The organism is Streptomyces sp. NPDC049915 (genome assembly GCF_040656475.1).
GTDB lineage: Bacteria > Actinomycetota > Actinomycetes > Streptomycetales > Streptomycetaceae > Streptomyces.
Genome location: NZ_JBFAMH010000004.1, coordinates 79,380 through 105,146 on the forward strand (window position 1 = coordinate 79,380; position 25,767 = coordinate 105,146).

Annotated in this window: 21 protein-coding genes and 1 riboswitch; of the genes, 3 read left to right on the forward strand and 18 right to left on the reverse strand. The window is 71.9% G+C overall.

Features of this window, described 5'->3' with window-relative positions:
• Positions 1-331: 331 nt before the first annotated feature.
• The 14 genes from AB0J12_RS07685 to AB0J12_RS07750 form a co-directional block, all read right to left on the reverse strand.
• Entirely contained in the window at positions 332-610 is a 279-nt protein-coding gene (locus tag AB0J12_RS07685; RefSeq protein ID WP_363263304.1) for a DUF2382 domain-containing protein, read from the reverse strand.
• A gap of 147 nt (positions 611-757) precedes the next feature.
• Positions 758-1,723, reverse strand: a complete 966-nt coding sequence (locus tag AB0J12_RS07690; RefSeq protein ID WP_363263305.1) for a Ppx/GppA phosphatase family protein — start codon at positions 1,721-1,723, stop codon at positions 758-760.
• Positions 1,720-2,274, reverse strand: a complete 555-nt coding sequence (locus AB0J12_RS07695; protein WP_363263306.1) for a DUF501 domain-containing protein — start codon at positions 2,272-2,274, stop codon at positions 1,720-1,722. The genes AB0J12_RS07690 and AB0J12_RS07695 overlap by 4 nt, the downstream gene beginning before the upstream one ends.
• Before the next feature lie 22 nt (positions 2,275-2,296).
• Positions 2,297-2,773: a septum formation initiator family protein gene (locus tag AB0J12_RS07700; protein ID WP_363263307.1), complete on the reverse strand. Its 477-nt coding sequence runs from the start codon at positions 2,771-2,773 to the stop codon at positions 2,297-2,299.
• A 99-nt stretch (positions 2,774-2,872) separates the two neighbouring features.
• A complete protein-coding gene (eno, locus tag AB0J12_RS07705) occupies positions 2,873-4,168 on the reverse strand; it encodes a phosphopyruvate hydratase (protein ID WP_363263308.1) in 1,296 nt (431 codons plus the stop codon).
• Between the two features lie 280 nt (positions 4,169-4,448).
• Entirely contained in the window at positions 4,449-5,162 is a 714-nt protein-coding gene (locus AB0J12_RS07710) for a transglycosylase family protein (protein WP_363263309.1), read from the reverse strand.
• A 3-nt stretch (positions 5,163-5,165) separates the two neighbouring features.
• Positions 5,166-5,336: riboswitch (cyclic di-AMP (ydaO/yuaA leader) on the reverse strand.
• A gap of 183 nt (positions 5,337-5,519) precedes the next feature.
• Positions 5,520-6,629 carry a transglycosylase family protein gene (locus AB0J12_RS07715; RefSeq protein WP_363263310.1) on the reverse strand — a complete coding sequence of 370 codons (1,110 nt, stop codon included), beginning with the start codon at positions 6,627-6,629 and terminating at the stop codon, positions 5,520-5,522.
• Positions 6,630-6,756: 127 nt separating this feature from the next.
• Complete coding sequence (locus AB0J12_RS07720) at positions 6,757-8,058, reverse strand: cytochrome P450 (RefSeq protein WP_363263311.1); 1,302 nt, start codon at positions 8,056-8,058, stop codon at positions 6,757-6,759.
• The gene (locus tag AB0J12_RS07725) at positions 8,055-9,101 is read right to left on the reverse strand and encodes a nucleoside triphosphate pyrophosphohydrolase (protein WP_363263312.1); all 1,047 of its coding nucleotides are present in this window, start codon (positions 9,099-9,101) and stop codon (positions 8,055-8,057) included. Before AB0J12_RS07725 ends, AB0J12_RS07720 begins: the two co-directional genes overlap by 4 nt.
• Before the next feature lie 154 nt (positions 9,102-9,255).
• On the reverse strand, positions 9,256-9,897 hold the full coding sequence (locus tag AB0J12_RS07730; RefSeq protein ID WP_363263313.1) for a SurA N-terminal domain-containing protein: 642 nt from the start codon (positions 9,895-9,897) through the stop codon (positions 9,256-9,258).
• A gap of 145 nt (positions 9,898-10,042) precedes the next feature.
• Positions 10,043-10,873, reverse strand: coding sequence for a glycoside hydrolase domain-containing protein (locus tag AB0J12_RS07735; protein ID WP_363263314.1), 831 nt, complete (start codon positions 10,871-10,873; stop codon positions 10,043-10,045).
• A gap of 83 nt (positions 10,874-10,956) precedes the next feature.
• On the reverse strand, positions 10,957-12,468 hold the full coding sequence (locus tag AB0J12_RS07740; protein WP_363263714.1) for a serine/threonine-protein kinase: 1,512 nt from the start codon (positions 12,466-12,468) through the stop codon (positions 10,957-10,959).
• 17 nt (positions 12,469-12,485) lie between these two features.
• Positions 12,486-13,091, reverse strand: coding sequence for a hypothetical protein (locus AB0J12_RS07745; protein ID WP_363263315.1), 606 nt, complete (start codon positions 13,089-13,091; stop codon positions 12,486-12,488).
• A gap of 128 nt (positions 13,092-13,219) precedes the next feature.
• The gene (locus AB0J12_RS07750; protein ID WP_363263715.1) at positions 13,220-15,235 is read right to left on the reverse strand and encodes an N-6 DNA methylase; all 2,016 of its coding nucleotides are present in this window, start codon (positions 15,233-15,235) and stop codon (positions 13,220-13,222) included.
• Between the two features lie 412 nt (positions 15,236-15,647).
• Here AB0J12_RS07750 and AB0J12_RS07755 point away from each other — a divergent pair, with 412 nt between their 5' ends.
• Together AB0J12_RS07755 and AB0J12_RS07760 are read left to right on the forward strand one after the other, a co-directional pair.
• Positions 15,648-16,349: a hypothetical protein gene (locus AB0J12_RS07755; RefSeq protein WP_363263316.1), complete on the forward strand. Its 702-nt coding sequence runs from the start codon at positions 15,648-15,650 to the stop codon at positions 16,347-16,349.
• Between the two features lie 129 nt (positions 16,350-16,478).
• Positions 16,479-17,213 (forward strand): hypothetical protein, encoded by a 735-nt coding sequence (locus AB0J12_RS07760; protein WP_363263317.1) that lies wholly within the window; start codon positions 16,479-16,481, stop codon positions 17,211-17,213.
• A 98-nt stretch (positions 17,214-17,311) separates the two neighbouring features.
• On the opposite strand, the gene AB0J12_RS07765 is transcribed toward AB0J12_RS07760, so the two are convergent.
• The gene (locus AB0J12_RS07765) at positions 17,312-18,007 is read right to left on the reverse strand and encodes an HNH endonuclease family protein (protein WP_363263716.1); all 696 of its coding nucleotides are present in this window, start codon (positions 18,005-18,007) and stop codon (positions 17,312-17,314) included.
• A 228-nt stretch (positions 18,008-18,235) separates the two neighbouring features.
• On the opposite strand from AB0J12_RS07765, the gene AB0J12_RS07770 reads away from it, so the two are divergent.
• Positions 18,236-18,421 carry an antitoxin gene (locus AB0J12_RS07770; protein WP_363263318.1) on the forward strand — a complete coding sequence of 62 codons (186 nt, stop codon included), beginning with the start codon at positions 18,236-18,238 and terminating at the stop codon, positions 18,419-18,421.
• Positions 18,422-18,532: 111 nt separating this feature from the next.
• Here AB0J12_RS07770 and mfd read toward each other — a convergent pair whose 3' ends face one another.
• From mfd to AB0J12_RS07785, 3 genes are all read right to left on the reverse strand, one after another.
• Entirely contained in the window at positions 18,533-22,090 is a 3,558-nt protein-coding gene (gene mfd / locus AB0J12_RS07775) for a transcription-repair coupling factor (RefSeq protein ID WP_363263320.1), read from the reverse strand.
• A 246-nt stretch (positions 22,091-22,336) separates the two neighbouring features.
• Positions 22,337-24,916 (reverse strand): FtsX-like permease family protein, encoded by a 2,580-nt coding sequence (locus AB0J12_RS07780; protein ID WP_363263321.1) that lies wholly within the window; start codon positions 24,914-24,916, stop codon positions 22,337-22,339.
• Positions 24,913-25,701 carry an ABC transporter ATP-binding protein gene (locus tag AB0J12_RS07785; protein ID WP_363263322.1) on the reverse strand — a complete coding sequence of 263 codons (789 nt, stop codon included), beginning with the start codon at positions 25,699-25,701 and terminating at the stop codon, positions 24,913-24,915. The genes AB0J12_RS07780 and AB0J12_RS07785 overlap by 4 nt, the downstream gene beginning before the upstream one ends.
• Positions 25,702-25,767: the final 66 nt, after the last annotated feature.

The window sequence follows — 25,767 nt, forward strand, 5'->3', positions numbered from 1 at the left end:
CGCAGGTCATGGCGGGCGACGGGAACCGTTGCCCGGTACAACCCGTTGTCAATGCCGCGTGAGCTGCCTCTCTGGGCGGTGGAGGGCACGGTGAGCGAGCCGTGAGGCCCTGCGGAACGCGTGATCCGAAGGCGCGCCATCCACCCCTTCTGAACATGTTCAAAGGCGAGTTCGGCCCCCGGAGGGGTGATCCGAAGGCGTTCGGGGGGCCTGCGGAACGGAATTCCTTGTGAAGAACTTCACGAACTTTCCCGACGCGGCGTCATCGGACCGTTCGCCGAGCCCGCTCAGGCGTGTTCACGGGTACTCAGGGGAGGACGCTGACCAGGGTCTATCGGGTCCTGCGGCGGGCCTCCGGAGCGGGATGCCGGCGGTCGTTGTCCGCCGGCACCCGGGGTTCCCGTGGCCGGATCCCTACCGGTCGCTCCTCCTCCTCGGTGACGACGTACTTGCGCAGCCGGGCACGGCCCGCCTCACGGCGCTCGACACCCACGTGCATGCGCTCCCCGGAGCGCGTCATCGCGTCGTCGTCCGAGCCCCGGCGCGCGCCGGCGGCCGCATGGCCTTCCGCCGTACCCGCGGCGTCGGCCGTCCCCGCGGCACCCGCCATGCCCGCGGCGCCTGCCGCACCGGCCGCCCCCGCCGTGCCCGCCTGGTGGGCCCAGCCGCCTTCGCCGGGCCGTCTTCGCCGAGGACCGGGTGGTCCAGGACTGCCGGGTCCCACCGCCCTCAGTGCACTGCCGTCACGGCAGGGCTGTCACACCAGCGACCAGGCGATGCCGTCCAGGATGTCGTGCTCGCTCACCACGACCTCCTCGGCGCCGGTCCGCTCCATGATCGACAGCAGCACCAAGGAGCCCGCCGCGATCACGTCGACCCGGCCGGGGTGCATCGACGGCACCGCCGCGCGCTCGGCGTGCGTGGAGTGCAGCAGCCACTCGGTGATCTCGCGGACCTTGTCCCGGGAGATCCGGGAGTGGTGGATGCGCGCCGAGTCGTACTCGGGCAGTTCCTGGGCGATCGCCGACACGGTCGTCACCGACCCGGCGAGCCCGACCAGCGTGCGGGCCTGACGCAGCGGAACGCTCTGCTCGGCGAGGTCCAGGGCGGCCTCGATGTCGGCCCTCATGGCCGCGATCTGCTCCTCGGTGGGCGGGTCCGTGACCGCCCCGCCGGCCACCAGGTGACGCTCGGTCATCCGTACGCAGCCGACGTCCACCGAGCGGGCCGCGCGCACGTGTTCCTCGCCGACGACGAACTCCGTGGAGCCGCCGCCGATGTCCACCACCAGGAACGGCCGCTGAAGGTGCTCGTGCCCGGCCAGCTCCCTGGTCGCGCCGGTGAAGGAGAACTCCGCCTCCTGGTCACCGGTGATGACCTCCGGCTCCACGCCGAGGATGTCCAGCACGCCGCGCACGAACTCGTCGCGGTTCTCCGCGTCCCGGGAGGCGGACGTGGCCACGAAGCGCAGCCGCTCGGCGCCGTGCTCCTTGATGATCTCCGCGTACTCCCGGCAGGCGGCGAAGGTGCGCTCGAGCGCCTCGGGAGCGAGACGCCCGGTGCGGTCGACGCCCTGCCCGAGCCGCACGATCGTCATACGGCGGTCCAGCTCGACGAGTTCACCCGTGGCCCCCGCGCCGGAGGCGCTGTCGGGCATGGCCACGTCGGCGACCAGCAGACGGATGGAGTTCGTACCGCAGTCGATGGCGGCGACCCGGGTCACTTGGCGTCCTCCTCGGTCCCGGCGCCCGCGCCCTCGCCGGCCGGCGTGACACAGGGACCCTTGCGCCACCACTCGGGCAGCATCGCGATCGCCTCGTCGCCGAGCGGGTTGACGCCCGGTCCGGCGGCCAGCGAGTGGGCGACCAGCACGTGCAGGCACTTCACGCGGTCCGGCATGCCGCCGGCGCTCGGGAAGCCGGTCAGCTCCTCGATCTCGTCGCGGCGCCGGATGTAGTCCTCGTGCGCGGCGCGGTAGGCGGCGGCCAGCTCCGGGTCGGTTCCCAGCCGCTCGGTCATCTCCTTCATCACGCCCTCGGCCTCCAGGGTGCCGATCGCGGAGGAGGCGCGGGGGCAGGTGAGGTAGTACAGCGTCGGGAAGGGCGTGCCGTCCGGCAGGCGCGGGGCGGTCTCCACGACGTCGGGCTGCCCGCAGGGGCACCGGTGGGCGATCGCGCGCAGCCCGCGCGGCGGCCGGCCCAGCTGCTGCTCGAAGGCCGCCACATCCGCGTCGGTGGGCTCGGTGCGCGGGGTGGACGGCGGGGGCGTTTCCACTACGAAGTTCTCTCTTGTCGAATTACTGGTCGGAGGCGTCGGCCTTGTCGACCCCGTCCCAGACGTTGGAGTACCAGGGGCGGTCCGCCGAGCCGAGTTCGGTGTGCGCCTGCTTGGCGGCGTCCGGGTCGACCACGACGTAACCGGTCTCCCCCGGCATCACATAGTGCAGCCGCTGCCGGATCTGCTGCGCTGCGAAGGAGTCGTCCTGCCAGCGCGCCTTGAGGTCGCGCAGCTGCTCCACGCGCTGCCTGGCCTGCTGCTTCTGCCGTTGCAGATCGGCGATCTCGGCGCGCTGCGAGACGTACTGGCGCATGGGGTAGGCGAGCGCCACGATCAGTGAGCACACCACCAGCGCGAGCAGTGCCGCGCGGCCGGTGAGCCGGGAGCGGCGGGCCTGCCGTTTGGTCTGGGAACGGTAGACGCGGGCCGCGGTCTGCTCGCCGAGCAGCCGGATCCTGGTCGCCGTGGAGAAACGGTCCCGGTCCTTCACGGCCATGCCGGCCTCCCCTTTCACACGCGCGTACGTCCCCGGACACGGTACGGGACCGAGTACGGGGACGTACGTACGACTGGCTAAGCCTTACGCCAGGATGGGTCAGCCCTTGGAGACCGCGCCCCGGAAGCGGGGGAACGCGCTGCGGCCGGCGTACACCGCGGCGTCGTCGAGGATCTCCTCGATGCGCAGCAGCTGGTTGTACTTGGCGACGCGCTCGGAGCGGGCCGGGGCGCCGGTCTTGATCTGGCCGCAGTTGGTGGCGACGGCGAGGTCGGCGATGGTGACGTCCTCGGTCTCGCCGGAGCGGTGGGACATCATGCACTTGTAGCCGTTGCGCTGGGCCAGCTCGACGGCGTCCAGGGTCTCGGTGAGCGAGCCGATCTGGTTGACCTTGACCAGCAGGGCGTTGGCGGCGCCCTCCTCGATGCCGCGGGCCAGGCGCTCGGGGTTGGTGACGAACAGGTCGTCACCGACGAGCTGGACCTTGTCACCGAGCTTGGCGGTGATGGTCTTCCAGCCCTCCCAGTCGTCCTCGAACAGCGGGTCCTCGATGGAGACCAGCGGGTACGCCTCGACCAGCTCGGCGTAGTACTCGGTCATCTCCTCGGCGGAGCGGTTCTTGCCCTCGAAGACGTAGGAGCCGTCCTTGTAGAACTCGGACGCGGCCACGTCGAGGGCGAGGGCGATCTGCTCGCCGGGGGTGTAGCCGGCCTCCTTGATCGCCTCGAGGATGAGGTCGAGGGCCTCGCGGTTGGAGCCGAGGTTCGGGGCGAAGCCGCCCTCGTCGCCGAGGCCGGTGGCCAGGCCCTTGGACTTCAGGACCTTCTTCAGGGTGTGGTAGACCTCGGCGCCCCAGCGCAGGGCCTCGGAGAAGGACTCCGCGCCGATCGGGGCGATCATGAACTCCTGGATGTCCACGTTGGAGTCGGCGTGCGAGCCGCCGTTCAGGATGTTCATCATCGGCACCGGCAGCAGGTGCGCGTTCGGGCCGCCCAGGTAGCGGAACAGCGGCAGGTCGCTGGCCTCGGAGGCGGCGTGGGCGACGGCGAGGGAGACGCCGAGGATGGCGTTGGCGCCCAGCGAGCCCTTGTTGTCGGTGGCGTCCAGGTCGAACATGGCCTGGTCGATCAGACGCTGCTCGGTGGCGTCGTAGCCGACCAGCTCCGGGCCGATCTGCTCGATGACGGCCAGCACGGCCTTCTCGACACCCTTGCCCTGGTAACGGCTGGCGTCGCCGTCACGCAGCTCGATGGCCTCGAAGGCGCCCGTCGAGGCGCCGGACGGAACGGCGGCACGCCCGGTGCTGCCGTCGTCGAGGCCGACCTCGACCTCGACCGTGGGGTTGCCTCGGGAGTCCAGGATTTCCCGGGCTACGACGACGTCGATGGACGGCACGAGCATCTCCTTCGTGGATGTGACGCTGAAAGTGCGGGGCTGGTGAGCCTTGCGACTAGAGCCTAACCGCCCCGGGGCCATCGGCCAGCCGACCGCCCGGCCCGTGGACAGACAGACCGTACCCATTGTTCACCGTCGGAACAAAGGGGGGTGGCGTTCTGGCTGAATATCCGGCGAACCAGCGGCAGACAAAACCCCGCCCCGGTGCGTACGGGGGAACACGCACCGGGGCGGGGAGCCCGTGGGGACGGGGAGCGGCCCTTGGTCTGCCGGCTGCCGCTTACTTCAGGTGCAGCTGCTGGCCCGGGTAGATCAGGTCGGCGTCCTGGACGATGTCCTTGTTCAGGTCGAACAGCTTCTTCCAGCCGCCGGCGACCTTGTGCTTCTCGGCGATGGAGCTGAGGGTGTCGCCCTTGACGACCTTGTACTCGCCGTCGCCCTTCTTGACCTTCTTGCCGGTCGGGGTGGTGACGGTCTTCGAGCTCTGCTTCTTCTGCGACTGCGCCGGGCGCTCGCTGGAGCGGGAGGCGCTCTGCTGCTCGGTGGAGCGCGTCGTGGTGGCGCCCTGGGAGGACGAGCCGCTGCTCTGGGAGGAGCTCGAGGAGGCGCCGCCTTCGTTGGGGGTGCTCGACAGGCCCGTGCCGCAGACCGGCCAGGCGCCCTTGCCCTGGGAGGCGAGGACCTTCTCGGCGACCTGGATCTGCTGCGCCTTGCTGGCCTGGTTGGCCTGCGGGGCGTAGGCGGTACCGCCGTACGCGGCCCAGGTGGAGGCGGAGAACTGCAGGCCGCCGTAGTAACCGTTGCCGGTGTTGATGGACCAGTTGCCGCCGGACTCGCACTGGGCGACCGCGTCCCACTCGGAGGTGGTGGCGGCGGAGGCGTTGCCGGCCGCCATCAGCGGAGCGGCGACGGCGGCACCGGTGACACCGGCGATCGCGATGGCGCGGGTGGCCTTGGAGGGACGACGGTGCTTGCCCTTGCCGGAAAACAGCATGGTGGATCCCCTCACCGACGCCTGCGAGGTGAGCTGTCGGGTTCGGGCCGGTTGAGTTGCCCGGCCACCCCTCCCCTGGAGGAGGTGTGGCTTCACCCCTAGCCGCTCCGGCTCAACTGCCGGGCACGGCACTTACCTTGGGTCCCCCGCTCCTGCCTGCGGCGCGTTAAGCGACGACTGTTCCCGTGCGGCCGCTGGCAGGATTCGGCGTTGCGGCCGGCCGGGGCTCGCGGTGGCGAGCGGTCATGACCGTAGACAGGCGATCGGCCGAATTTCAAAGACGATCACGGCTTCTGAGACTCATCCCACACTTTCACCAAAGCGGACATTAGTCTCGAAACGGGGCGTCAACTCCCGCTACTTTTCGCCCGTTTCGCCACCGACAAGCAGTGTCTGACCGGGCACGATGTGGCTCGGGTCGGCACCGATCGCGTCCTGGTTCTCCGCGTACAGAGCGCGCCACCCGCCCGCGACGCCAAGGGAGTCGGCGATGGACGTGAGGCTGTCCCCGTCGCGCACGGTGTAGCGCGAGGCGTGCCGGCCCGAGGCGGGCGCCGCGCTCGCTTCGGTCGCGTCCTCCTGTGCGCTGACGCCGCGGTGGCGGCCACCGCCGTCGAGGGCGCCGGTGTCGACGAGCCCCGAATCCCCGACGATCTGACGCAGGTTGTCCGGATCGTCGCCGTTTGCGGCACCGGTGGAGGCACTGTCGGACGGCTGCGAGGTGCCGGGCTCCGCACTTCCGGACGCACCGGCCTTGCCGGCACCGCCCGCGGACGGGGTGGTGGACGACAGGCCGTCAGAGGGCTGCGCGGGGCTGCCCGCGGAGGGAGCACCGGCCGCCGTACCGGAGGGCGTACCGGAGGAGTCGGGCAAGCCGGGCGAGTCCACCGAACCGGAGGTTCCGGATGATCCGGAGGTATCGGTGGATCCGGAGGTACCGGCCGAACCGGAGGAGTCGGGCGAACCGGTGGACCCGCTGGAGCCGGAGGAGTCCGAGCCGGAGGAGTCCGATCCGGCGGTAGCGCCGGCGGAGGCCGAGCCGCCGCCCGACGTGTCGCCCGGTACGCCCGTGTCGACGTCGGGTGCGGAGGTGTCGGCGGACAGGCCCGACGTCAGCCCGCACAGCGTCCAGTGGCCGACGCCCTGGTCGGCGAGGACCTTCTCGGCGACGGCTATCTGCTGCGAGCGGCTGGCGAGGTCGGGGCGGGCCGCGTACTCCAGGCCGCCGTGGCCCTCCCAGTCCTCCTGCGACAGGTGCAGGCCGCCGTACAGCCCGATTCCGGGGTTGTCGCTCCAGCGGCCGCCGCTCTCGCACTCGGCCACCTTGTCCCACGTCGTGCCGTCGGCCGCGTGGGCGCTCGCCGCGCCGAGCAGCGGGATGGCGATGGCGGAGCCGGTCACTCCGGCCGCGACGAGGAGTGCCGGAGCCTGACGGGGGCGACGGTGTCGACCGTTCCCGGGGAGCATGCGGTGACCTTTCGCGAGACAGCAGTGACCGGCGCGGCGCCTTGAGTCAATGGCGTCGCGCTGACGAGTGAACGTATCGGCAGACGATCGTCAGTCACAAGTTCATGCCGCGCAGATCACGTGAAGATCACAAAGTTGAAGAGGTGTCATTTTCCTGTGTGCCCTCGGGCGTGAACACCACGGGCAATTGCCGCAGCCCCCGCATGATGAGACCGCCACGCCAGCGCAAGTCGGCCGGTTCCGCGCCCAGTTGGAGGTCGGGCAGCCGGGTGAGCAGGGTGGCGAGGGCGGCCTGGCCCTCCAGGCGGGCCAGCGGGGCGCCCAGGCAGTAGTGGATGCCGTGGCCGTAGCCGAGGTGCTGGTTGTCACGCCGGGCGAGGTCCAGCACGTCCGGCCCGGGGAAGCGCTCCGGATCGCGGTCGGCGGCGGCCAGGACGACGAGGACGGGGTCACCGGGGGCGATGGCCTGCCCGCCGATGCTCAGCGGCTCGGTGGCGAACCGCCAGGTCGCCAGCTCCACCGGGCCGTCGAAGCGCAGGAGTTCCTCCACGCCGGTCTCCAGCAGCGCGCGTTCGCCCCGGGCGAGGGAGTCCTGCAGCCGGTGCCGCTGCTCGGGGTGGGTGAGCAGGGCGTAGGTGCCGTTGCCGATGAGGTTGACGGTCGTCTCGAAACCGGCGAACAGCAGGATGAACGCCATCGCCGCGGCCTCGTTCTCGGTGAGGTGCTCGCCGTGGTCCGAGGCGCGGATCAGGCCGGAGATCAGATCTTCGCCGGGGGCGGCTTCGGCGGGCAGGGCCTGCCGCTTCCTGTGGATCAGCTCGGCGAGGTAGCCGCGCATCTTCTTCACCGACCGGGCGACCCCGCCCCGCGGCCCTCCCCCGTGCCGGATCATCATCCCGGCCCAGTCCCGGAAGTCGTCCTGGTCCTCACGGGGGACGCCGAGCAGGTCGCAGATGGCGTAGATGGGCAGCGGGAAGGCGAACTCGTGGATGAGGTCGGCGGATCCCTTGTGCGCGAACTGGTCGATGAGGTGGTCGGTGAGCTCCTGCACGCGCGGCGCGAACTCCGCGACCCGGCGGGGCGTGAACGCCTTGCTGACCAGGCGCCGCAGCCGGGTGTGGTCCGGCGGGTCGATGTTCAGCAGGTGCGTCATCAGCTCCGCCTTGCGCTCCCCGGGGATGCCGGTCTTGCCCTTGGCGTGCGCCGGCTCGTCGTGGTGCGCCGGGTTCTTGCTCAGGCGCGGGTCGGCCAGGGCTTGGCGGGCGTCGGCGTACCGGGTGACCAGCCAGGCCTCCACCCCGCTGGGCAGCCGGGTGCGATGCACGGGCGCGTGCTCGCGCAGCCAGGCGTACGCGGGGTAGGGGTCGGCCGCGAACTCCCAGGTGAAGAGTTCGGGAGCGGTGTCGTCGGGGCGGAGCTGCTCGGTCACTCCTCGACCGTATCCGGATCCGGGTGGGCCTCGGCGTCGCGGTGTTCGGCGGGCGCCGCGGCGAGCGCGCCGGGGGCGACGCCCTCGGCCTCGCGGATCGCGTCCCGGTAGGCGCGGGCCGCCGCGCGCAGCGACGTCTCCGGGTCGACGCCGTCCGCCTCGGCGCGCGCGGCGAGCGCGAGCAGCTGGTAGCCGATGCCGTCGCCCTGCGGCAGCTCGACGTCCAGGCCGGCCGTGCGGGTGCGGGCGGCGAGCTTGGCGGCGAGGGAGAGGGCGGGCTGGTGGAGCGGGACGCCCTCGGTGACGGAGGCGCGCCGCTTCTCCTGCGCCTTGGTGCGCAGCCAGTGCGCCTTGACCTCCTCGGGGGTGGTGGCGGTGGCGTCCCCGAAGACATGCGGGTGGCGGTGGATGAGCTTGGCGACGATGCCGCCGGCCACGTCGTCGATCGAGAAGGGGGCGTCGGTGTCCTCCTCGGCGATGCGGGCGTGGAAGACCACCTGGAGCAGCACGTCGCCCAGCTCCTCGCGCAGTTCGTCGCGGTCGCCGTCCTCGATGGCCTCGACCAGCTCGTACGCCTCCTCCATGGCGTACTTTGCCAGGCCCTCGTGGGTCTGCCGCGAGGACCACGGGCAGGCGACGCGGATGCGGTCCATGACCTGGACGAGGTCCAGCAGGCGGGCGCCGGGCAGGTCGTAGGAGGCGGGCAGCAGCTCCAGCTCCGGCATGGTGACGCGGCCGGAGCCGGCCAGCCGGGCGAGGCCGTCGGTCAGCGCCGGCTCGCCCTCGCCGCTCGCCACGACCACGACGGTGCGGGCGCCTTCGCAGGCGGCGAGGAGTTCCTCGGCGGTCACGGCGGTCACCTCGACGTCGACGCCGGCGTCACGGAGGTAGGGGAGCTGGGGGTGGGCGTCGTCGGCGCACAGCACCCTGCCGGCCGTGCGGAGTGCCTTCCAGGCGGGCCAGGAGAGGAGGCCGGGGGCGACTCTGTGGCTGGTGGTGAGCAGAACGATGCGGCCGGGGTTCTCTGGGCGAGGTGCGTTCACGGTTCGAACGTACCGCCCACCAGCTCGGGAGGTGTCTGTGGGCGGGCGGGCGCGGGCGGTCTGTGGCTGGTCGCGCCCACGCGGCGGAGCCGCATATCAAAAACAGCCCCGCGCCCCTCGGGTGGGACACCTCGCCGTCGGCCGGGAGGTCCCGTTACGCCGGCTGCTGTGACGCCGCCGTCACGTCCTTCACCCACGGGGTCGTCGCGTCCACCCGGCCGACCTTCCGGGCGTCCCAGGTGCCGTAGCGCGGGTTGAGGTCGACGCCCAGTTCCTGCGACGCCGTGGACAGGGCCTTCCAGAACGCCGGCTGGTTGGTGTCGGTGCCCAGCTTCGCGGCGAGCTTCTGGGCCTCGACCTGCAGGCGCAGGTTGTCGTCGACGCGCTGCGGCGGGATGCCGTACTCGCGCAGCCAGGTCGTCTCCAGGGCCTTGGCCCCGCCGAGCTGCTGCTCCACGCCCGCGCGCAGCTGCTGCACGTCGCGGGGGGTGACGGCGACGTGCGCGTCCTGAGCTGCGCGGTGCAGCACCTGGTCCAGGACCATGCTGTGCAGCGTCTGCCGGGTGAGGTTGCCGGAGCCGGAGACCGCGCGCGCGTAGTTCGCCTGGTCTCCGGCTGCCGCGCGCTGCGCCGCGCGGACCTCGTTCACCCGGTCCTGAAGCTGGGAGACCGTGATCTTCTGGCCGCCGACGACGGCCGCCGCACCCGGATGCGTGTCACTTCCGCAGGCGGTGAGCAGGGGAGCTGCGACGATCGCGGCGGACAGCAGGAGCGCGGTGCGACGGCGGCGGTGCAAGGGGAACCTCCCGAGGAGATTGTGCGACGGTGCACAAGGTCTTGCGGTGATCGATGGTAGGCAGTGGGCAGGCTGAGGCCAACCCATTCGACCAACGATTCACCGCCACTTCCGGCACCGCCGCGCGCCCTCCTGACGAAGAACGTCAGCCGACGATGGCCACCGGCGCGTCCCACGCGTCGCGGTCCACGGTGATCGTGTAACCGCCCCGGGTCTCCTTGCTGTTCACCAGGTACTGGTGGCCACGGCTGTGGTTGGTGAACTGCGACACGCCCCACGGCCAGTCCGCGGTGGTGGTCTCCTTCTTGTCCCACAGCGCGTACCAGAGGTTGCCCGGCAGGTCCGTCTTGTTGGTGGCCGTGGCGATCGCCTTGGCGCTGGAGCTGCTGAAACCGTAGAAACCGGCCCGGTAGGTCTTGGCCCGCAGCCCCTTTGTGAACGCGCGCACGTACGTCAGCACGGCGTCGTTGCACGACTTGTTCGTGATGTCGTACGGCTCCATGTCGAGGTAGATCGCGCTGCCGGCCTTCATGCCGAGCGCCGCGGCCTTGGCCACGGCGTCGCTCGCGTCGCTCGCGCCGAGGGAGGCGGCCGTGGCGGCGGTCAGCTTCTCGGGGTTGCGGCTGGTCTGGCAGGGCGGCTGCGCGCCGACGTAGAGCGGGACGAGCTTCCAGCCCTGGGCGTTCACCGACTTCACCCAGGACGCGGTGAGGTTGGGCTGGCTGCAGCCGCGGTTCTTGCCGCCGATGTAGACGGCCGCGCCGCCGTAGTAGCCGTCGGCGCGCCAGGCCTTCATGGCGCTGAGCGAGGGCGCGGTGCAGGTGTCGAAGGCCCGGCCGGTGTACGTCTTCTGGGCGGGCCAGGTGGTGGCCGCCATGGACTGCTGTGCGGCTATCCCGCCCCCGGCGACGACGGCGGCGCCCGCCACCGCCCAGGTGATGTATCTGCGTTTCTTGGACTGACGATGGCTGGACACGGCTGACCCCACCCCTTCGATGTATGTGACCGCTCGGTGTCCGCGACAACCACGAGCGGCTCGTACGTTAGCCCGTGCCGTGCCTAGCCCCGCACCTGCCCCAGCCATTGCAGGGTGCGGCGCACGTCCGCGGCCAGCGGGTGCCCGGGGCCGTGGAGCCGTTCCACGTCGTGCAGCAGGCGCATCAGCGTGTCGTGCGCGGCGGGCCGGTCGCCGAGGGCGAGCAGCAGCAGACCGATGCGGCGGCGCAGCTCGTGGGCGAGCGCGGGATCGCCGGAGACGTACTGGTTCTCGTAGTACGGCAGCAGCGCGCGGTACTCGGCGAGCGCGGCCCCCGGCTCGCCGAGCTGCTCCAGGCACTGGGCGGCGTCGTAGCGGAAGCGCAGGGACTGCGGGTCGGAGACTCCGGCCTCGGCGGCGCGTTCGTCGGCCAGGCGGCGCAGTTCGGGCAGCGCACGCCGGTACTGGCCGTCGTCCATGAGCGTGGCGGCGTACTGCTTGCGCAGGGTCCGTACGACCGGGGAGTGCTCGCCGTGTTCCCCGGCGGCGACGGGCAGGATCGCGCCGAGGATGTCGACGGCCTGCGTGATGCTGCCCTGCCCGAGCAGGCGCTTGACCTCGTCCACGGCGGCGGCCACATCGGGTTTCCCCGCGGCGGGCGGATGGGCGGCGGGGGACGGCTGCGGCGCGGGGGTGCGGGCGCGGTCCGGCCAGGGGGCGTGCGGACGCAGGAAGGGGCGCGTGGGGTCCAGCGGCGCCCCGCTCGGTATGCCGCGCCCGGGCAGCAGCGGCACCAGCTGCTCGTACACCTCCTGCGCGGACGCGGGCCGGTGCAGGGGATCCTTGGCGAGCAGACGCAGCACCAGCGTCTCCAGCGCCTCGGGGACCTCGGGGCGGAACCGGCGCACCGGCACCGGCGGCTCGTACAGATGCCGGTGCAGCACGCCGAGCGCGGTGGAACCGGCGAACGGGACGTTCCCGCTGAGCAGTTCGTGCAGCAGCACACCGAGCGCGTACAGGTCGGTGTACGGCCCGACCGCGCCGCCCATCGCCTGCTCCGGGGCCATGTAGGCGGGCGAGCCGATGGGTGAGCCGGTGTGGGTCAGGCGGGTGGTGTCGCTGTCCATCACGGAGGCCACGCCCAGGTCGAGCACGGTGACCGTGCCGTCCTGCTTGACCATCACGTTGCGCGGCTTGAGGTCGCGGTGGACGATCGGCACCGCGTGCACGGCGCTCAGCACGGCGCACAGCTGCGCCGCCACGGCGACCGCCCACGGCCACGGGTACGGGTCGTGCTCGGCGAGGTGGTCCGACAGGTCGGCGCCGTCGACGTACTGCATGACGAGGAACAGCTCCTCGCCCTCGCTGCCCGCGTCGTGCACGGTCACCAGGCCCGGGTGGTCGACCTGCGCGGTCACCCGGCACTCGCGCAGGAACCGGCGGCGCAGCTCGTCGGCCTCCTGCCCGGCCACCTTGTCGGGGCGCAGCAGCTTCACCGCCACGCGCCGGTCGAGCCTGCGGTCGTAGGCCGTCCACACCTGGCCCATGCCGCCCTGGCCGAGGAGGGAGGCCAGTTCGTAACGGCCGGCGATCATTCGCCCCGTCGTCACGGTCACCTTCCGCCCTCGCCGTGACCCTCGTGGCCGTCACCGCGCCGCAGGTAGTCGCTGAGCTCGTCGAGTTCGGCCCGCACCTGATCGATCCGCGCGGGCGCGGGGCGGTGCGGGGGCGGCGGGGTGGGGGTCGCGAGCGGCTGGGGTATCGGTGTGGGGTGGACCGGGGCCACGGGGGGCACCGGTCCGGGTGGCGGGTACGCCGGTCCCGGCTGGGGGTAGCCGTAGGAGCCGTGGACGGTCGGGGCCTGCGCGTGGGCGTACCCGGTGGCCCGAAGCCGCCGTGCGCGGTCCAGCTGAATGTCCACGACCAGGAAGTACGCCGTGGCGACGGCCCCCAGGATCAGCACCAGCGCCAGCGCGACGTCGCCGCGCGAGTCGCCCTCGGGGACCGAACCGACCACCGCGAAGGCGGTGATGGACAGCGGCAGGCTCACCCAGGCCGCGGCCCAGTCGAGCCGGCGGCCGCGCACGAAGGCGATCCGGAACAGTGGAAGGCAGGCCAGCAGCCCGCACGAGAGGAAACCGGCGGCGGCGAACAGCACGCGCAGGGTGATGACGGTTCCCGCGCTGCGGGAGGGCGGCGCCGCGCCGTGGCCGTACATGACTGCTCCTGGACCGGGTGGGACCGATGGGACGGACGTCCGACAGGACCGTGTCCGCGTCGGAGTTCGAGCGTATAGGCCGCCACGGACAACACGGCACGGGTTGTACCGAACCGTTGTCACACTGATCACTCCGGCGCGACCGTGCCGTCCGTCAGCCCGTCGTACATCCCGCGCACGAGCTGCTCACCGAGCAGGCTCGTCCGCCGGAGCGCCCGCTCGAACTCCTCGAGGGCGCGGAACCGTTCGCCGTAGCGCCGCTGTTCCTCCAGCGGCAGCCGGGGCAGGTGCAGACGGCGCACGTCGAGCCGGGTGGCGGTGGAGGCGTAGCTGCTGGCCTGGCGGTTGTTGGCGGTGCCGCGCAGGAAGCCGGCGAGGAACCACGGGTCGAGCGCCTGCCGGTCGGGGCGCAGCAGAACGAGGTTGCGGCCGAGGGCGGCGTCCCGGGTCGTCTCGTCGATGACGCGCGCCACCGCGCCGCCGCCGACCACCGGCACCACCACGTCGCCCGGCCGCGTCAGCACCGCCTCCTCCTCGCTCTCCGGCAGCGAGCCCGACGGTGCCGTCCCGGCGAGCACGTCGTGGTCGGTGAGCACCCGCACGCGCGTGGGGCCTCCGTTGCCGCCGGTCCGCATTTCCAGGGCGCCGCCGCGGGCGAGTTCCCCGACGGTGGTGAGCGGCCAGCGCTCACGCCGGGGCGCGTCCACGGGCGCCGGCGTGAGCTCCCCGGTCAGGCGCAGGGTCTCGCCGAGGCGTTCACGCACCACTGTGAGCGCCCCCGTGCCGTCGGCCGGCGCCGCGGGCGGCAGGTGGCGGGCGGGCGCCAGGTCGACGTCGTCGTCCAGGAGGTCGATGACGGGCAGGGAGCGGGCCAGACCGGGCCGTTCCTCGAAGCCGCCCGCGCGGTCGAAGGCGGACCAGGCGTCCAGCACCGCCTCGCGCACGGCCTGCCAGTCGGGCCCGCCGCGCCCCTCCCCCGCGAACTGCCCGGCGTCGGCGAGCAGCACCTCGGGCTGCGCGGCCACGCCGGCGGGCCGGCGCAGCAGCCACAGATGCAGCGGGATGTTGTACGGCGGTGCCGCGCCCACCGGCAGGGCGATCACGGCCCGCAGCGCGCCCCGCCGCAGCAGGTCGGCGCGGATACGGCGGCCGGAGCGGCGGGAGGCGGTGGCGGGCGGCATCAGCAGCACCGCGGTGCCGCCGTCGCGCAGGCGGGCCAGCGCGTGCTGCACCCAGGCCAGCTCGGACTCGGCGCGGGCCGGAAAGCCGTACTCCCAGCGCGGGTCGTAGGCGAGTTCGTCGTGGCCCCAGTTGCGTTCGTTGAACGGCGGGTGGCAGAGCACCGCGTCGGCGCGCACCGCCCGGTGGGCGTCGGCGCGCAGGGTGTCACAGGCGGCGGCGTGCACGGCGGCCGGGGAGTGCAGGGCGAGCCGGAGCGCGGTGAGCGCGGCCAGGTCGGGCGCGCTGTCCTGGGCGTACAGCTCCTGGCCGGGGCGTGGGGCGACGGCGCGCAGCAGGGCGCCGGTGCCGCAGGCCGGGTCCAGGACGGTGCGGGCGCCGCCGGCCAGGTCGGCCATGAGGGAGGCCAGTTCGGCGGGGGTGAGCGTGTACTGGCGCGGGTTGGCGTCGAGGTGCCGGCCGAGCAGGAACTCGAAGGTCTGCCGGGCGCCGAGTTCGGCGGCGAGTTCCGCGGCGCCGCGCAACAGGGGTGCGGACGGGAGCAGTTGGGGGCCGGTGGGGGTGCGCACGGCGGGCGCGGGGGCGTGCGGGCCGCCGAAGCGCGGGGTGAGGACCTGCTCCAGGGCGGACGGCGCCATCGCGGCCAGGCGTTCGTCGGAGCCGGCGCTGATGTCCAGCCAGACGGTGGGGCGGTCGTGGATGAGGAGCAGGACGCAGCCGGCGTGGGTGAGGGCGGTGACGGGGCCCTCGGGGTGGCCCGCGAGCTGCTGCCAGACGCGTTCGCGCAGCGGGACCTCGGCGAGCTTGCCCTGACGGCGCAGCCAGTCCTCGACCTCAGCGAGCGCGAAGGAGGGGCTGGTCTCGGTGCCGCCGACGGGCTTGGGGAAGTCGGCGTGCCGGCGGCGCCAGTTGCTGACGGCGGCGCGGCCGACGCCGGCGAGGCGCGCGATACCGGCGGCGGTCACCTCGGTGGCGTTGTCGGCGGCGGGTGCGGTTCCCGCGCCGGTGCCGGTGGTCGTGCCGGTGCCGGCGCCGTTGGTCGTGCCCGCGCCGGTGCCGGTGGTGGTCCCGCTGCCGGTGACCCCGCCGACCGCTTTCGTCGTCGCGCGCGTGACCGCCCTGCTCGTCGCCGCCTGCTCTGCCGCCTCGTCCTGCACGGGCCGCGCTCCCCTCGTCCGCGCTGTGCGACCGCCCCGTACGGCCGCACCTGTGACGCCGAGGATACCGGCGAACACAAGATCCGAGGCTTAACAGTCGTGTGCTCAACTCTTGCCGTGAATCGTGTTGACTCGGTTCACAGTGCATGCTCTTATTGACCCAGCGAACGAACGGCCGCTTCAGAAGAGGCGGTCACACCGTCCGAGGGGGGACACAGCCATGGGCACGAAGGTCAAGGTCGCGCTGGGCGCCGTCGTGGGGATCGTCGTCATAGGTGCCGTGTCGGCGAACGCCGGCAGCGACGGCGGATCCGGCAGCTCCGGCGGCAAGGACAAGGGGTCGTCGGCCTCCGCCGGCCAGAGCGCGGGGGGCAAGGGCTCCGGTGCGCAGAAACCGGGGGCGGAGGCGGCCGAGGAGAAGAAGGCCGCGTTCGACGGCGACGGCGACTTCCAGGTCGGCTCGGACATCAAGCCCGGCACCTACCGCACCTCCGGCAACACCGAGGGCATGTGTTACTGGGAGCGGGCCAAGGACGCCTCCGGCGAGACCGACGCGATCCTGGCCAACGACAACGTCACCGGCACCAGCTACGTGACGATCAAGCCCGGCGACAAGCTGTTCAAGTCCACCGGCTGCCACGACTGGGAGGCGGTCGGCGCGGGGGCCAAGGGCACGCCCGCCTCCGCGATGAAGGGCGACGGCGGCATGTTCAAGGTCGGCGTCGACATCGCTCCCGGCACCTATCGCTCCACCGGCAACGCCGACGACTCCTGCTACTGGGAGCGCACCAAGGACGCCGGGCACTCCGTCGAGTCGATCATCGCGAACAACAACGTGAGCGGCTCGGCCGTGGTGACCATCAGCGCCTCGGACGCCTACTTCAAGACCGCCGGCTGCAAGGACTGGAAGAAGACCGGCTGACCGGCCGCCCCGGCCTCAAGCCCCTGCGGCGTGATTCCCGGCCCCCCACCCGGGACCGCGCTCATCCACCGGGCCCGCCCGCACTCGGCGGGCCCCACCCGCACTCACCCTCTCCACCAAGGAACCCCCATGCGTCGCACCGCTCTCGCCGCCACCACCCTCTGCCTGGTCACCGCGACCGCCGCGGTCCTGACCGGCTGCCAGTCCGGCCAGGACACGGCCGACGGCAAGCCGGCCGCCGCCTCCGGCGCGCCGGCGAAGGCCCAGAACCCCAACGCCGGTCTGCTCACGGGCACGCAGCTCAAGCAGGCGCTGGCCCCGGCGTCGGTCTTCCCGGCAGGGCTGACCCCGGTCGCCGACGGAGCGACGGACAGCGGCGACGACTTCCTCGCGCCGAGCAGCCGGAACACGGCCAAGACGGACTGCACCAAGCTGGAGAACACGGCCTGGCTCGACGTCACCGGCTACAAGGGCGGCGTGTCGTTCGCCCAGGACGACCGCGCCGACCAGGACCGGACCGAGGAGATGACCCAGGAGATCGACGCCTTCCAGGGCACGACCGCGCAGGCGGTGATGCAGCGGATCCGCGGCGTGGCGGCCGAGTGCGCGACGTTCACGGACACCGCCGACCACGTCAAGGTGCGGGTGAAGGGCAAGTCCGCGGACGGGCTCGGCAACGAGGCCTACACGCTCACGCTCACCAGCGCCACCTGGGAGAACGGCACCACGCTGATCGCCAGCCGGGTCGGGAAGTCGGTCATCACCGTCATGTCCACCGCCGGCTCCGAGAACGGCGCAGCCTCGGCGAAGAAGCTCACGACGCACCTGGTGGAGTCGCTGCGCAAGGCGGCACCGACCTCCTGACCGACGGCCCGAGGGGGGCGAGGGGACCAGGGGACGAGGGGGCGAGGGGGCGAGGGGGCGCAGGTTCATGCCTGCGCCCCCTTAGTTGCCTGCGCCCCTCAGTCGCACTGACGCAGCATCATCTGCTTGTCGGCGGTGGTGACGGGCAGGGCGTACTTGAGCGACACCTGTGCGAAGCGCACCGCGTAGGCGCACCGGATCCGCTTGTCCGGCGGCAGCCATGTCGCCGGGCCTGAGTCGCTCTTGGCGCCGTTGGCGGGCCCGTCCACCGGAACGAGATTGAGCGGGTCGTTGGCGATGGCCTCACGCTTGTCCTTGGCCCAGCGCGAGGCGCCCATCTGCCAGTCGTACGACAGCGGCATGACGTGGTCGATCTGCACCGTGGTGGCACGGGACTTGGTCCACGCGATGCTCTTGCCGGTGTAGGGGTCGTGCAGCGTCATGGAGACGACCACGCAGTTGGAGCCCTTGCGGAAGCGGACGTCCTGACCGTCGCGCTTGAGCAGGTCGTTGCGGGTGTCGCAGCCGTTGTGGGCGTAGGGCACGTCACCGGGGACCGAGTCCATCCAGGCGTAGCCGAACTTGTCGCGCGCGTACCCGGTCTTCGGGCCGCGCCCCTTGGTCGCCACCTTCTGGATGAGCGCCCTGGCCTCGGCGCGGTCGGCCGCGTCGGTGAGGGGCGCCAGCCCGGGTTTCGTCCCGTCGGGGTTGGCCAGCGGACTGACCGCGTGCCCGTCTCCGGCCGACCGCTCCGGCCCCGATGACCCCGGCGTCTGCGGCGTGCAGCCGGTGATGCCCAGCAACAGCACGGCGGCGACCGTGACCCCGCCCCTCGCACACCTCACGGTGCGTCCCTCCCCTTGCTCGACCGGTTCCACCCCGCACCCGCGAGTCTTCCCCCACGGCCTCTGTGTACACACCGTAACCGCACAGAGGTTCAGACCATCTCTGCCCATACTTGGGCATCCCGCTCATCCCCGGCGTATCGTCGGAAGGGAGTTCTCACCGGAAGGAGCTTCCGCATGGGCCTCTTGGACAGGTTCCGCCAGAACAAGCAGGCGCAGGACAAGGGCAAGCAGATGTCCGACGCCGGCGAAAAAATGGTCAACGACAAGACTGGCGGGAAATACGAGGACCAGGTCGACACCGCGCAGCGCCAGGCCGAGCAGCGCCTCGGCATGGACCGCGACCGCCCCGACCAGCAGTAGGCCCCCGACCGAGGCCGAAGCCGCCCACGGATCGCGCATCCGGAGGGCGGCTTCGCCCGTTCCCCCGGCCTCGGGCCGAAACGGGCCCGCGCAGGAACGGCGAACCGTCCCTTACGAGTCCAGCACCGACGTCAGGAACTCGCCCACCCACGCCAGCAGTTCGCGTCCGATCAGCGGCTTGCCGCCGACCTTGGCCGTCTTCGGGCGCGGGACCAGCACCTGGTGCGTGGCCGGCTTGATGACGCTGCCGGGGTACAGGCGCTTCAGGCGCAGCTCCTGCGACTCGCGCAACTCCACCGGCGCGAACCGGATGTTGGTGCCCTGGAGCACGATCTCGCCGACCCCGCAGGCCCGCGCGAGCATCCGCAGCCCGGCGACCAGCAGCAGGTTCTCCACCGGCTCGGGCAGTTTGCCGTAGCGGTCGGTGAGTTCCTCGCGGACGTGCCGGACGTCCTCCTCGCTGTTGGCGGAGGCGATCGACCGGTAGGCCTGCAGGCGCAGCCGCTCGCCGGGCGCGTAGTCGTGCGGGACGTGCGCGTCGACCGGCAGCTCGATCTTGACCTCCAGCGGCGCCTCTTCCTGGATCTCGCCCGTCTCCAGCTGCCTGCGGTAGTCCGCGACCGCCTCGCCGACCATCCGCACGTACAGGTCGAAGCCGACGCCCGCGATGTGCCCGGACTGCTCGCCGCCGAGCAGGTTGCCCGCGCCGCGGATCTCCAGGTCCTTCATCGCCACGTACATGCCCGCGCCCATCTCGGTGTGCTGCGCGATGGTCGCCAGGCGCTCGTGCGCGGTCTCCGTCAGCGGCTTCTCCGGCGGGTACAGGAAGTAGGCGTAACCGCGCTCCCGGCCACGGCCGACGCGGCCGCGCAGCTGGTGCAGCTGGGACAGGCCGAAGGTGTCGCCGCGCTCCACGATCAGGGTGTTGGCGTTGGCGATGTCGATGCCGGACTCGACGATCGTCGTGGAGACCAGCACGTCGAACTTCTTCTCCCAGAAGTCGACGACGACCTGCTCCAGGGCCGACTCCGACATCTGGCCGTGCGCGGTGGCGATGCGCGCCTCGGGGACGATCTCGCGCAGCCGCGCCGCCGCCTTGTCGATGGACTCCACCCGGTTGTGGATGTAGAAGACCTGGCCCTCGCGCAGCAGCTCGCGCCGGATCGCCGCGCCGATCTGCTTCTCCTCGTACGGCCCGACGAAGGTGAGCACCGGGTGCCTCTCCTCCGGCGGCGTGGTGATCGTCGACATCTCGCGGATGCCGGTGACCGCCATCTCCAGGGTGCGCGGGATCGGCGTCGCGGACATCGTGAGCACGTCGACGTTGGCGCGCAGCTTCTTCAGCTGCTCCTTGTGCTCGACGCCGAAGCGCTGCTCCTCGTCGACGATGACCAGACCGAGGTCCTTGAACTTGGTCTCGGAGGAGAACAGCCGGTGCGTGCCGATGACGATGTCCACCGAGCCGTCCCTCAGGCCCTCCAGGGTCGCCTTCGCCTCGGTGTCGCTCTGGAAGCGGGAGAGCGCCCGCACGTTCACCGGGAACTGCGCGTACCGCTCGGAGAACGTTCCGAAGTGCTGCTGCACCAGCAGCGTCGTCGGTACGAGGACGGCGGCCTGCTTGCCGTCCTGCACCGCCTTGAACGCGGCCCGCACCGCGATCTCGGTCTTGCCGTAACCGACGTCGCCGCAGATCAGGCGGTCCATCGGGACCGTCTTCTCCATGTCCTCCTTGACCTCGGCGATCGTGGTGAGCTGGTCCGGGGTCTCCGCGTAGGGGAAGGCGTCCTCCAGCTCGCGCTGCCAGGGCGTGTCGGAGCCGAAGGCGTGGCCGGGGGCGGCCATGCGGGCGCTGTAGAGCTTGATCAGGTCGGCGGCGATCTCCTTGACGGCCTTCTTCGCGCGCGCCTTGGTCTTGGTCCAGTCGGCGCCGCCCAGGCGGTGCAGCGTGGGTGCCTCGCCGCCGACGTACTTGGTGATCTGCTCCAGCTGGTCTGTGGGGATGTACAGCCGGTCGCCGGGCTGGCCGCGCTTGGCGGGCGCGTACTCCACGACCAGGTACTCGCGCGTGGCGCCCTGCACCGTGCGCTGCACCATCTCGATGTAGCGGCCGACGCCGTGCTGCTCGTGGACGATGTAGTCGCCCGCCTCCAGGGTGAGCGGGTCGATCGTCTTGCGGCGCCGCGCCGGCATGCGGGCGCCGTCCTTGCCGGCCGCCTTCTGCCCGGTCAGGTCGGTCTCGGTGAGCACCGCCAGCTTCAGGCCCGGGTCGACGAAGCCGTTGTCGATGGAGCCGCACGCCACGTGCACCAGGGACGGGGACAGCTCGCCGAGGTCGGCGTCGAGGCGGGCGGCGATGCCCTCCCCGCCGAGCACCTCGACCGTACGGGCGGCGGGGCCGTGGCCCTCGGTGACGTACACCGTGCGCCAGCCGTCGGCGAGCCAGCCCTTGGTGTCGGCGAGCGCCCGCGCGGTGTCGCCGCGGTAGGCCTCGGGGGCGTGCATGCCGAGCTTGAGGGTGTCGCCCGCCGCGTCAGCGGCAAATGAATCCGTCAGCTCGTCGTCGGCGGCGAACGGCGACACCGACCACCACATCATGTCCAGCTCGCGGGCCCGGTCGCGGACGTCGGCGATGGACCACAGGGAGGCCGCGCCGACGTCGATGGGCGCCTCGCCGCCGCCGGCGGTGGCGGCCCAGGACGCCTGCAGGAACTCCTGGCTGGTGGCCACCAGGTCGGCGGCGCGGGTACGGACCCGCTCGGGGTCGCAGACGACGGCCATCGAGCCCTTGGGCAGGACGTCGAGCAGCAGTTCCATGTCGTCGACGAGGACCGGAGCGAGGGACTCCATGCCCTCGACCGCGATCCCCTCGGCGATCTTGTTCAGGAGTTCGCCCAGCTCCGGGTGGTCCTCGGCGAGGGCACGCGCGCGTGCGCGGACGTCCTCGGTGAGCAGCAGCTCGCGGCAGGGCGGCGCCCACAGGCCGTGCTCGGCGACCTCCAGGGAGCGCTGGTCGGCGACCTTGAAGTAGCGGATCTCCTCGACGTCGTCACCCCAGAACTCCACGCGCAGGGGGTGTTCCTCGGTGGGCGGGAAGACGTCCAGGATGCCGCCGCGCACGGCGAACTCGCCGCGCTTCTCCACCAGCTCCACGCGCGCGTACGCCGCCGCGGCGAGCGCCTCGACGACGCTGTTGAGGTCGGCGCTCCGGCCGGTGCGCAGGGCCACCGGCTCGAGGTCGCCGAGACCCTTGACCTGCGGTTGCAGCACCGAGCGCACGGGGGCGACGACGACGGAGACCGGGCCGGTCTCGGGGTCGTCGGGGCGGGGGTGGGCGAGGCGGCGTAGGACGGCGAGGCGACGGCCGACGGTGTCGCTGCGCGGGCTGAGCCGCTCGTGCGGGAGGGTCTCCCAGGAGGGATACTCCACGACACCCTCGGACGGCAGCAGGGAGCGCAGCGCCGCCGCCAGGTCCTCCGCCTCACGCCCGGTCGCGGTCACCGCGAGCACGGGGCGTGCGGCCTCGCGGGCGAGCGCGGCGATCGTGAAGGGGCGGGCGGCCGGCGGGCCCACCAGGTCGAGGTGCATGCGGTTGCCGTCGGTGGCGGCCGAGATCGCTTCCGCGAGGGCGGGGTCCTTGACGGCGGCGTCGAGCAGACCGTGCAGGCTCATGGAGGGCTGTTCCGTCCCTGGTGACGAGGGTGGGCAACACGAAAGGCCCGACGCGAGATGCGGCCGGGGGTGTCCAGCGTACGACTTGTCCGCGGCGGCTGCCGGAGGCTGTGGACAACCCCGCTCGCCCCGTGCCCTGCGCGAAGGCGGCCCCGCCGGCGGACACACCACGGCGCCGGGAAGCCCCCAAGGCTTCCCGGCGCCGGGCCTCGCCCCCGTGACCCCCGTCCACGGTGGCCGTCTGTGTCAGTCCGTCGCGATGGCGTTCAGGACGTTCATGCGGCCCGCCCGGAACGCCGGGACCAGGGCGGCGAACAGGCCCACGAAGGCCGAGCCGATGAAGACCGCGGTGATCGTCGGCCAGGGGATCTCCAGGACCTTCAGCCCCTCCAGGGCGAGCAGCTTCTGGGCCGTGGCGCCCCAGCCCATGCCCAGCCCCAGGCCGAGCAGCGCGCCGAAGAGGGCGATCACCACCGACTCCAGGCGGATCATGCGTCGCAGCTGCCGGCGGGAGAGACCGATGGCCCGCATCAGGCCGATCTCCCGGGTCCGCTCGACCACCGACAGGGCCAGGGTGTTCACGACGCCCAGGACCGCGACCACGATCGCCAGGGCCAGCAGGCCGTAGATCATGTTCAGCAGCTGCCCGATCTGGTCCTTCAGCGCCTGCTTGTAGTCGGTCTGGTCGCGCACGGTGTACTGCGGGTAGTCGTGCAGCTGCGCCTTGAGCGCCTTGTACGCGCTGTCCTGCTGTCCGTCCTTGGCGGTGGCGAAGAGCAGCATGTCCAGCGGCATCTTCTCGGCCGGCACGTACTTCGTCACCGTCGCGATCGACGCGTACATCGCGCCCTTGTCGATCACCACGTCGTCGCTGGTGATCGCGCGGACCGTGAGCCGGGCCGTCGTACCGTCCTTGAAGGCGACCGCGACCGTGGAGCCGAGCTTGATGCCGTGGTCCTTGGCGAAGCCCTCGAAGACGGACATCGAGTCGGGCCGGTAGGCGTCCGCGAGGCGGCCCGCGACGGTCTCGGTGCGCACGTCCTGCGCATAGGCCGGGTCGGCGGCGTTGATGGTCTCCTTCTTCGTGGTGCGCCCGTCGGGCGTGGTCAGTGTGGCGCCGAGGACCTTGTACTCGGTGACGCGCTCGAGACCCTGCACGGACTTCGCCGCCTCGACGGCCTGCGGAGTGATCAGCTGCCCGCTGTCGGACTGGACGATGAAGTCCGTGCCGACGCTCTTGTCCAGTTCGTCCGTCGCGGAGGCGACCATGGAGGAGCCGACCACCGACAGGCAGGCGACCAGCGCGAGCCCGATCATCAGCGCGGCGCCCGTCGCCCCGGTGCGCCGCGGGTTGCGCAGCGCGTTGCGCTCGGCCATCCGCCCGACCGGCCCGAAGACCCGCAGCAGGACCGCGCCGAGGACCCGGACCACGCCACCGGCGAGCAGCGGGCCGACGACCACGAATCCGATCAGGCTCAGCACCACGCCGAGCCCCAGCCACAGCGAGCCCTCGCTCGCCTTGACCGCGTTCGCCGCGACGAACAGGCTCGCCCCGCCGGCCCCCGTCAGCACCAGACCCAGCAGAGCGCGCACCCAGCCGGCCTTCACGTCGGCCGGGGTGCCCGCGTCGCGCAGTGCGGCCATGGGCGAGATCTTCCCGGCGCGCCGGGCCGGGACGTACGCGGCCAGGACCGTCACCACGACGCCCAGCACCAGGCCGGCCACCGGCGTGGTCCAGGCGACCGTGAGGTCGTCGGTGGACAGGTTCATGCCCATCTGGCCCATGAGCTTCATCAGCCCGACGGCGATGCCCACACCCGCCGCCACGCCGAGCAACGAGCCGACGACGCCCAGCATCAGCGCCTCGATCAGCACCGAACGGTTGACCTGCTTGCGGGAGGAGCCGATGGCCCGCATCAGGCCGATCTCCCGGGTGCGCTGGGCGACCAGCATGGAGAAGGTGTTGATGATCAGGAAGATGCCGACGAGGAAGGCGATCCCGGCGAAGCCGAGCATCGCGTACTTCATGACGTCGAGGAAGCTCGCGACGCTCTTCTGGTTGGCGTCGGCGACCTCCTTGGCGGTCTGCACCTTGTAGCCGCCGCCGAGCCCGGCGACGACGTCCTTCTTCAGCTGGTCGTCGCTGATGCCGGGCGCGGCGGTGACGTTGACGTTGGTGTAGACGCCGCTTCGCCCAACGAGGGTGTCCTGCGCGGTCCTGGTGTCCAGGTAGAAGATCGCGGCACCGGGGTTGGTGACCTGGAAGGCGGCGACGCCGGAGATCTTCGCGGTGTGCGTGCCGATCGCGCTGATGACGCCGATCTCGTCGCCGAGCTTCAGGTGGTGCTTGCCGGCGGTGTCCTCGTCGACCATGACCTGGCCGGGTCCGTGGGGCGCCGCACCCTCGGTGATCTTCATGGTGCGGGCGTCCTGGCCGTTCCAGCTGCCGACGATGGTCGGGGCGCCGGAGGACGGTGACAGGTTCTCCTTGCCGGCGTCGACGACGGTCACCGAGGTGGAGAACACCGTGCCCTCGGCGCCCTTGACGCCGTGGACGCGGCGCACCTTGTCGATCACGGAGGCCGGCATGACCGGCGGCTTGCCGTTGTCGGAGGTGGTCTCGCCGGTGTCCGAGGCGCTCTGGGCGGTGACGGTGACGTCCGAGGAGGTGGCGGCGAACAGCTTGTCGAAGGTGGTGTTCATCGTGTCGGTGAACACCAGCGTCCCGCAGACGAACGCCACCGACAGCAGCACGGCGACCGCCGACAGCGCCATGCGGCCCTTGTGCGCGAAGAAGTTGCGCAGGGAGGTCTTCAGCACGGTCATGACGTGCGCCCCCGCGCGTCGAAGTCCTTCATGCGGTCCAGGACCTGCTCGGCGGTCGGCTGGTACATCTCGTCGACGATGCGGCCGTCGGCGAGGTACAGCACCCGGTCCGCGTACGAGGCGGCGACCGGGTCGTGGGTGACCATCACGATGGTCTGCCCCAGCTCGGTGACCGACCGCCGCAGGAAGCCGAGCACCTCCGCCCCGGCACGCGAGTCGAGGTTGCCGGTCGGCTCGTCACCGAAGATGATCTCCGGCCGGGCCGCCAGCGCCCGCGCGACGGCGACGCGCTGCTGCTGACCGCCGGAGAGCTGGTTGGGCCGGTGCTTGAGCCGCCCGGCGAGCCCGACGGTGTCCACCACGCGCGCCAGCCACTGCTGGTCCGGCTTGCGGCCGGCGATGTCCATCGGCAGCGTGATGTTCTCCAGCGCGCTGAGCGTCGGCAGCAGGTTGAACGCCTGGAAGATGAACCCGATGCGGTCCCGGCGCAGTTGGGTGAGCTTCTTGTCCTTCAGGCCGGTGATCTCGGTCTCGTCGAGATGGATCCGGCCGCTCGTCACGGTGTCGAGCCCGGCGAGGCAGTGCATCAGCGTGGACTTGCCGGACCCCGACGGGCCCATGATCGCGGTGAACTGCCCGCGGGCGATGTCCACGTCGACGTGGTCCAGCGCGACGACGCGGGTCTCCCCCGCCCCGTACGCCTTGACGACCTGCCGCGCCCGCGCGGCAACGGCCGTTGTCCCTCCAGTGCCCCCGTGCCTGGGAATGGTCACAGCCGAAGTCACGGTATGTCTCCTATATCGGTTGGCAGAGTCGAAAGGTGTCCGGTACGTCGCGTCCGGTCCTGTGTG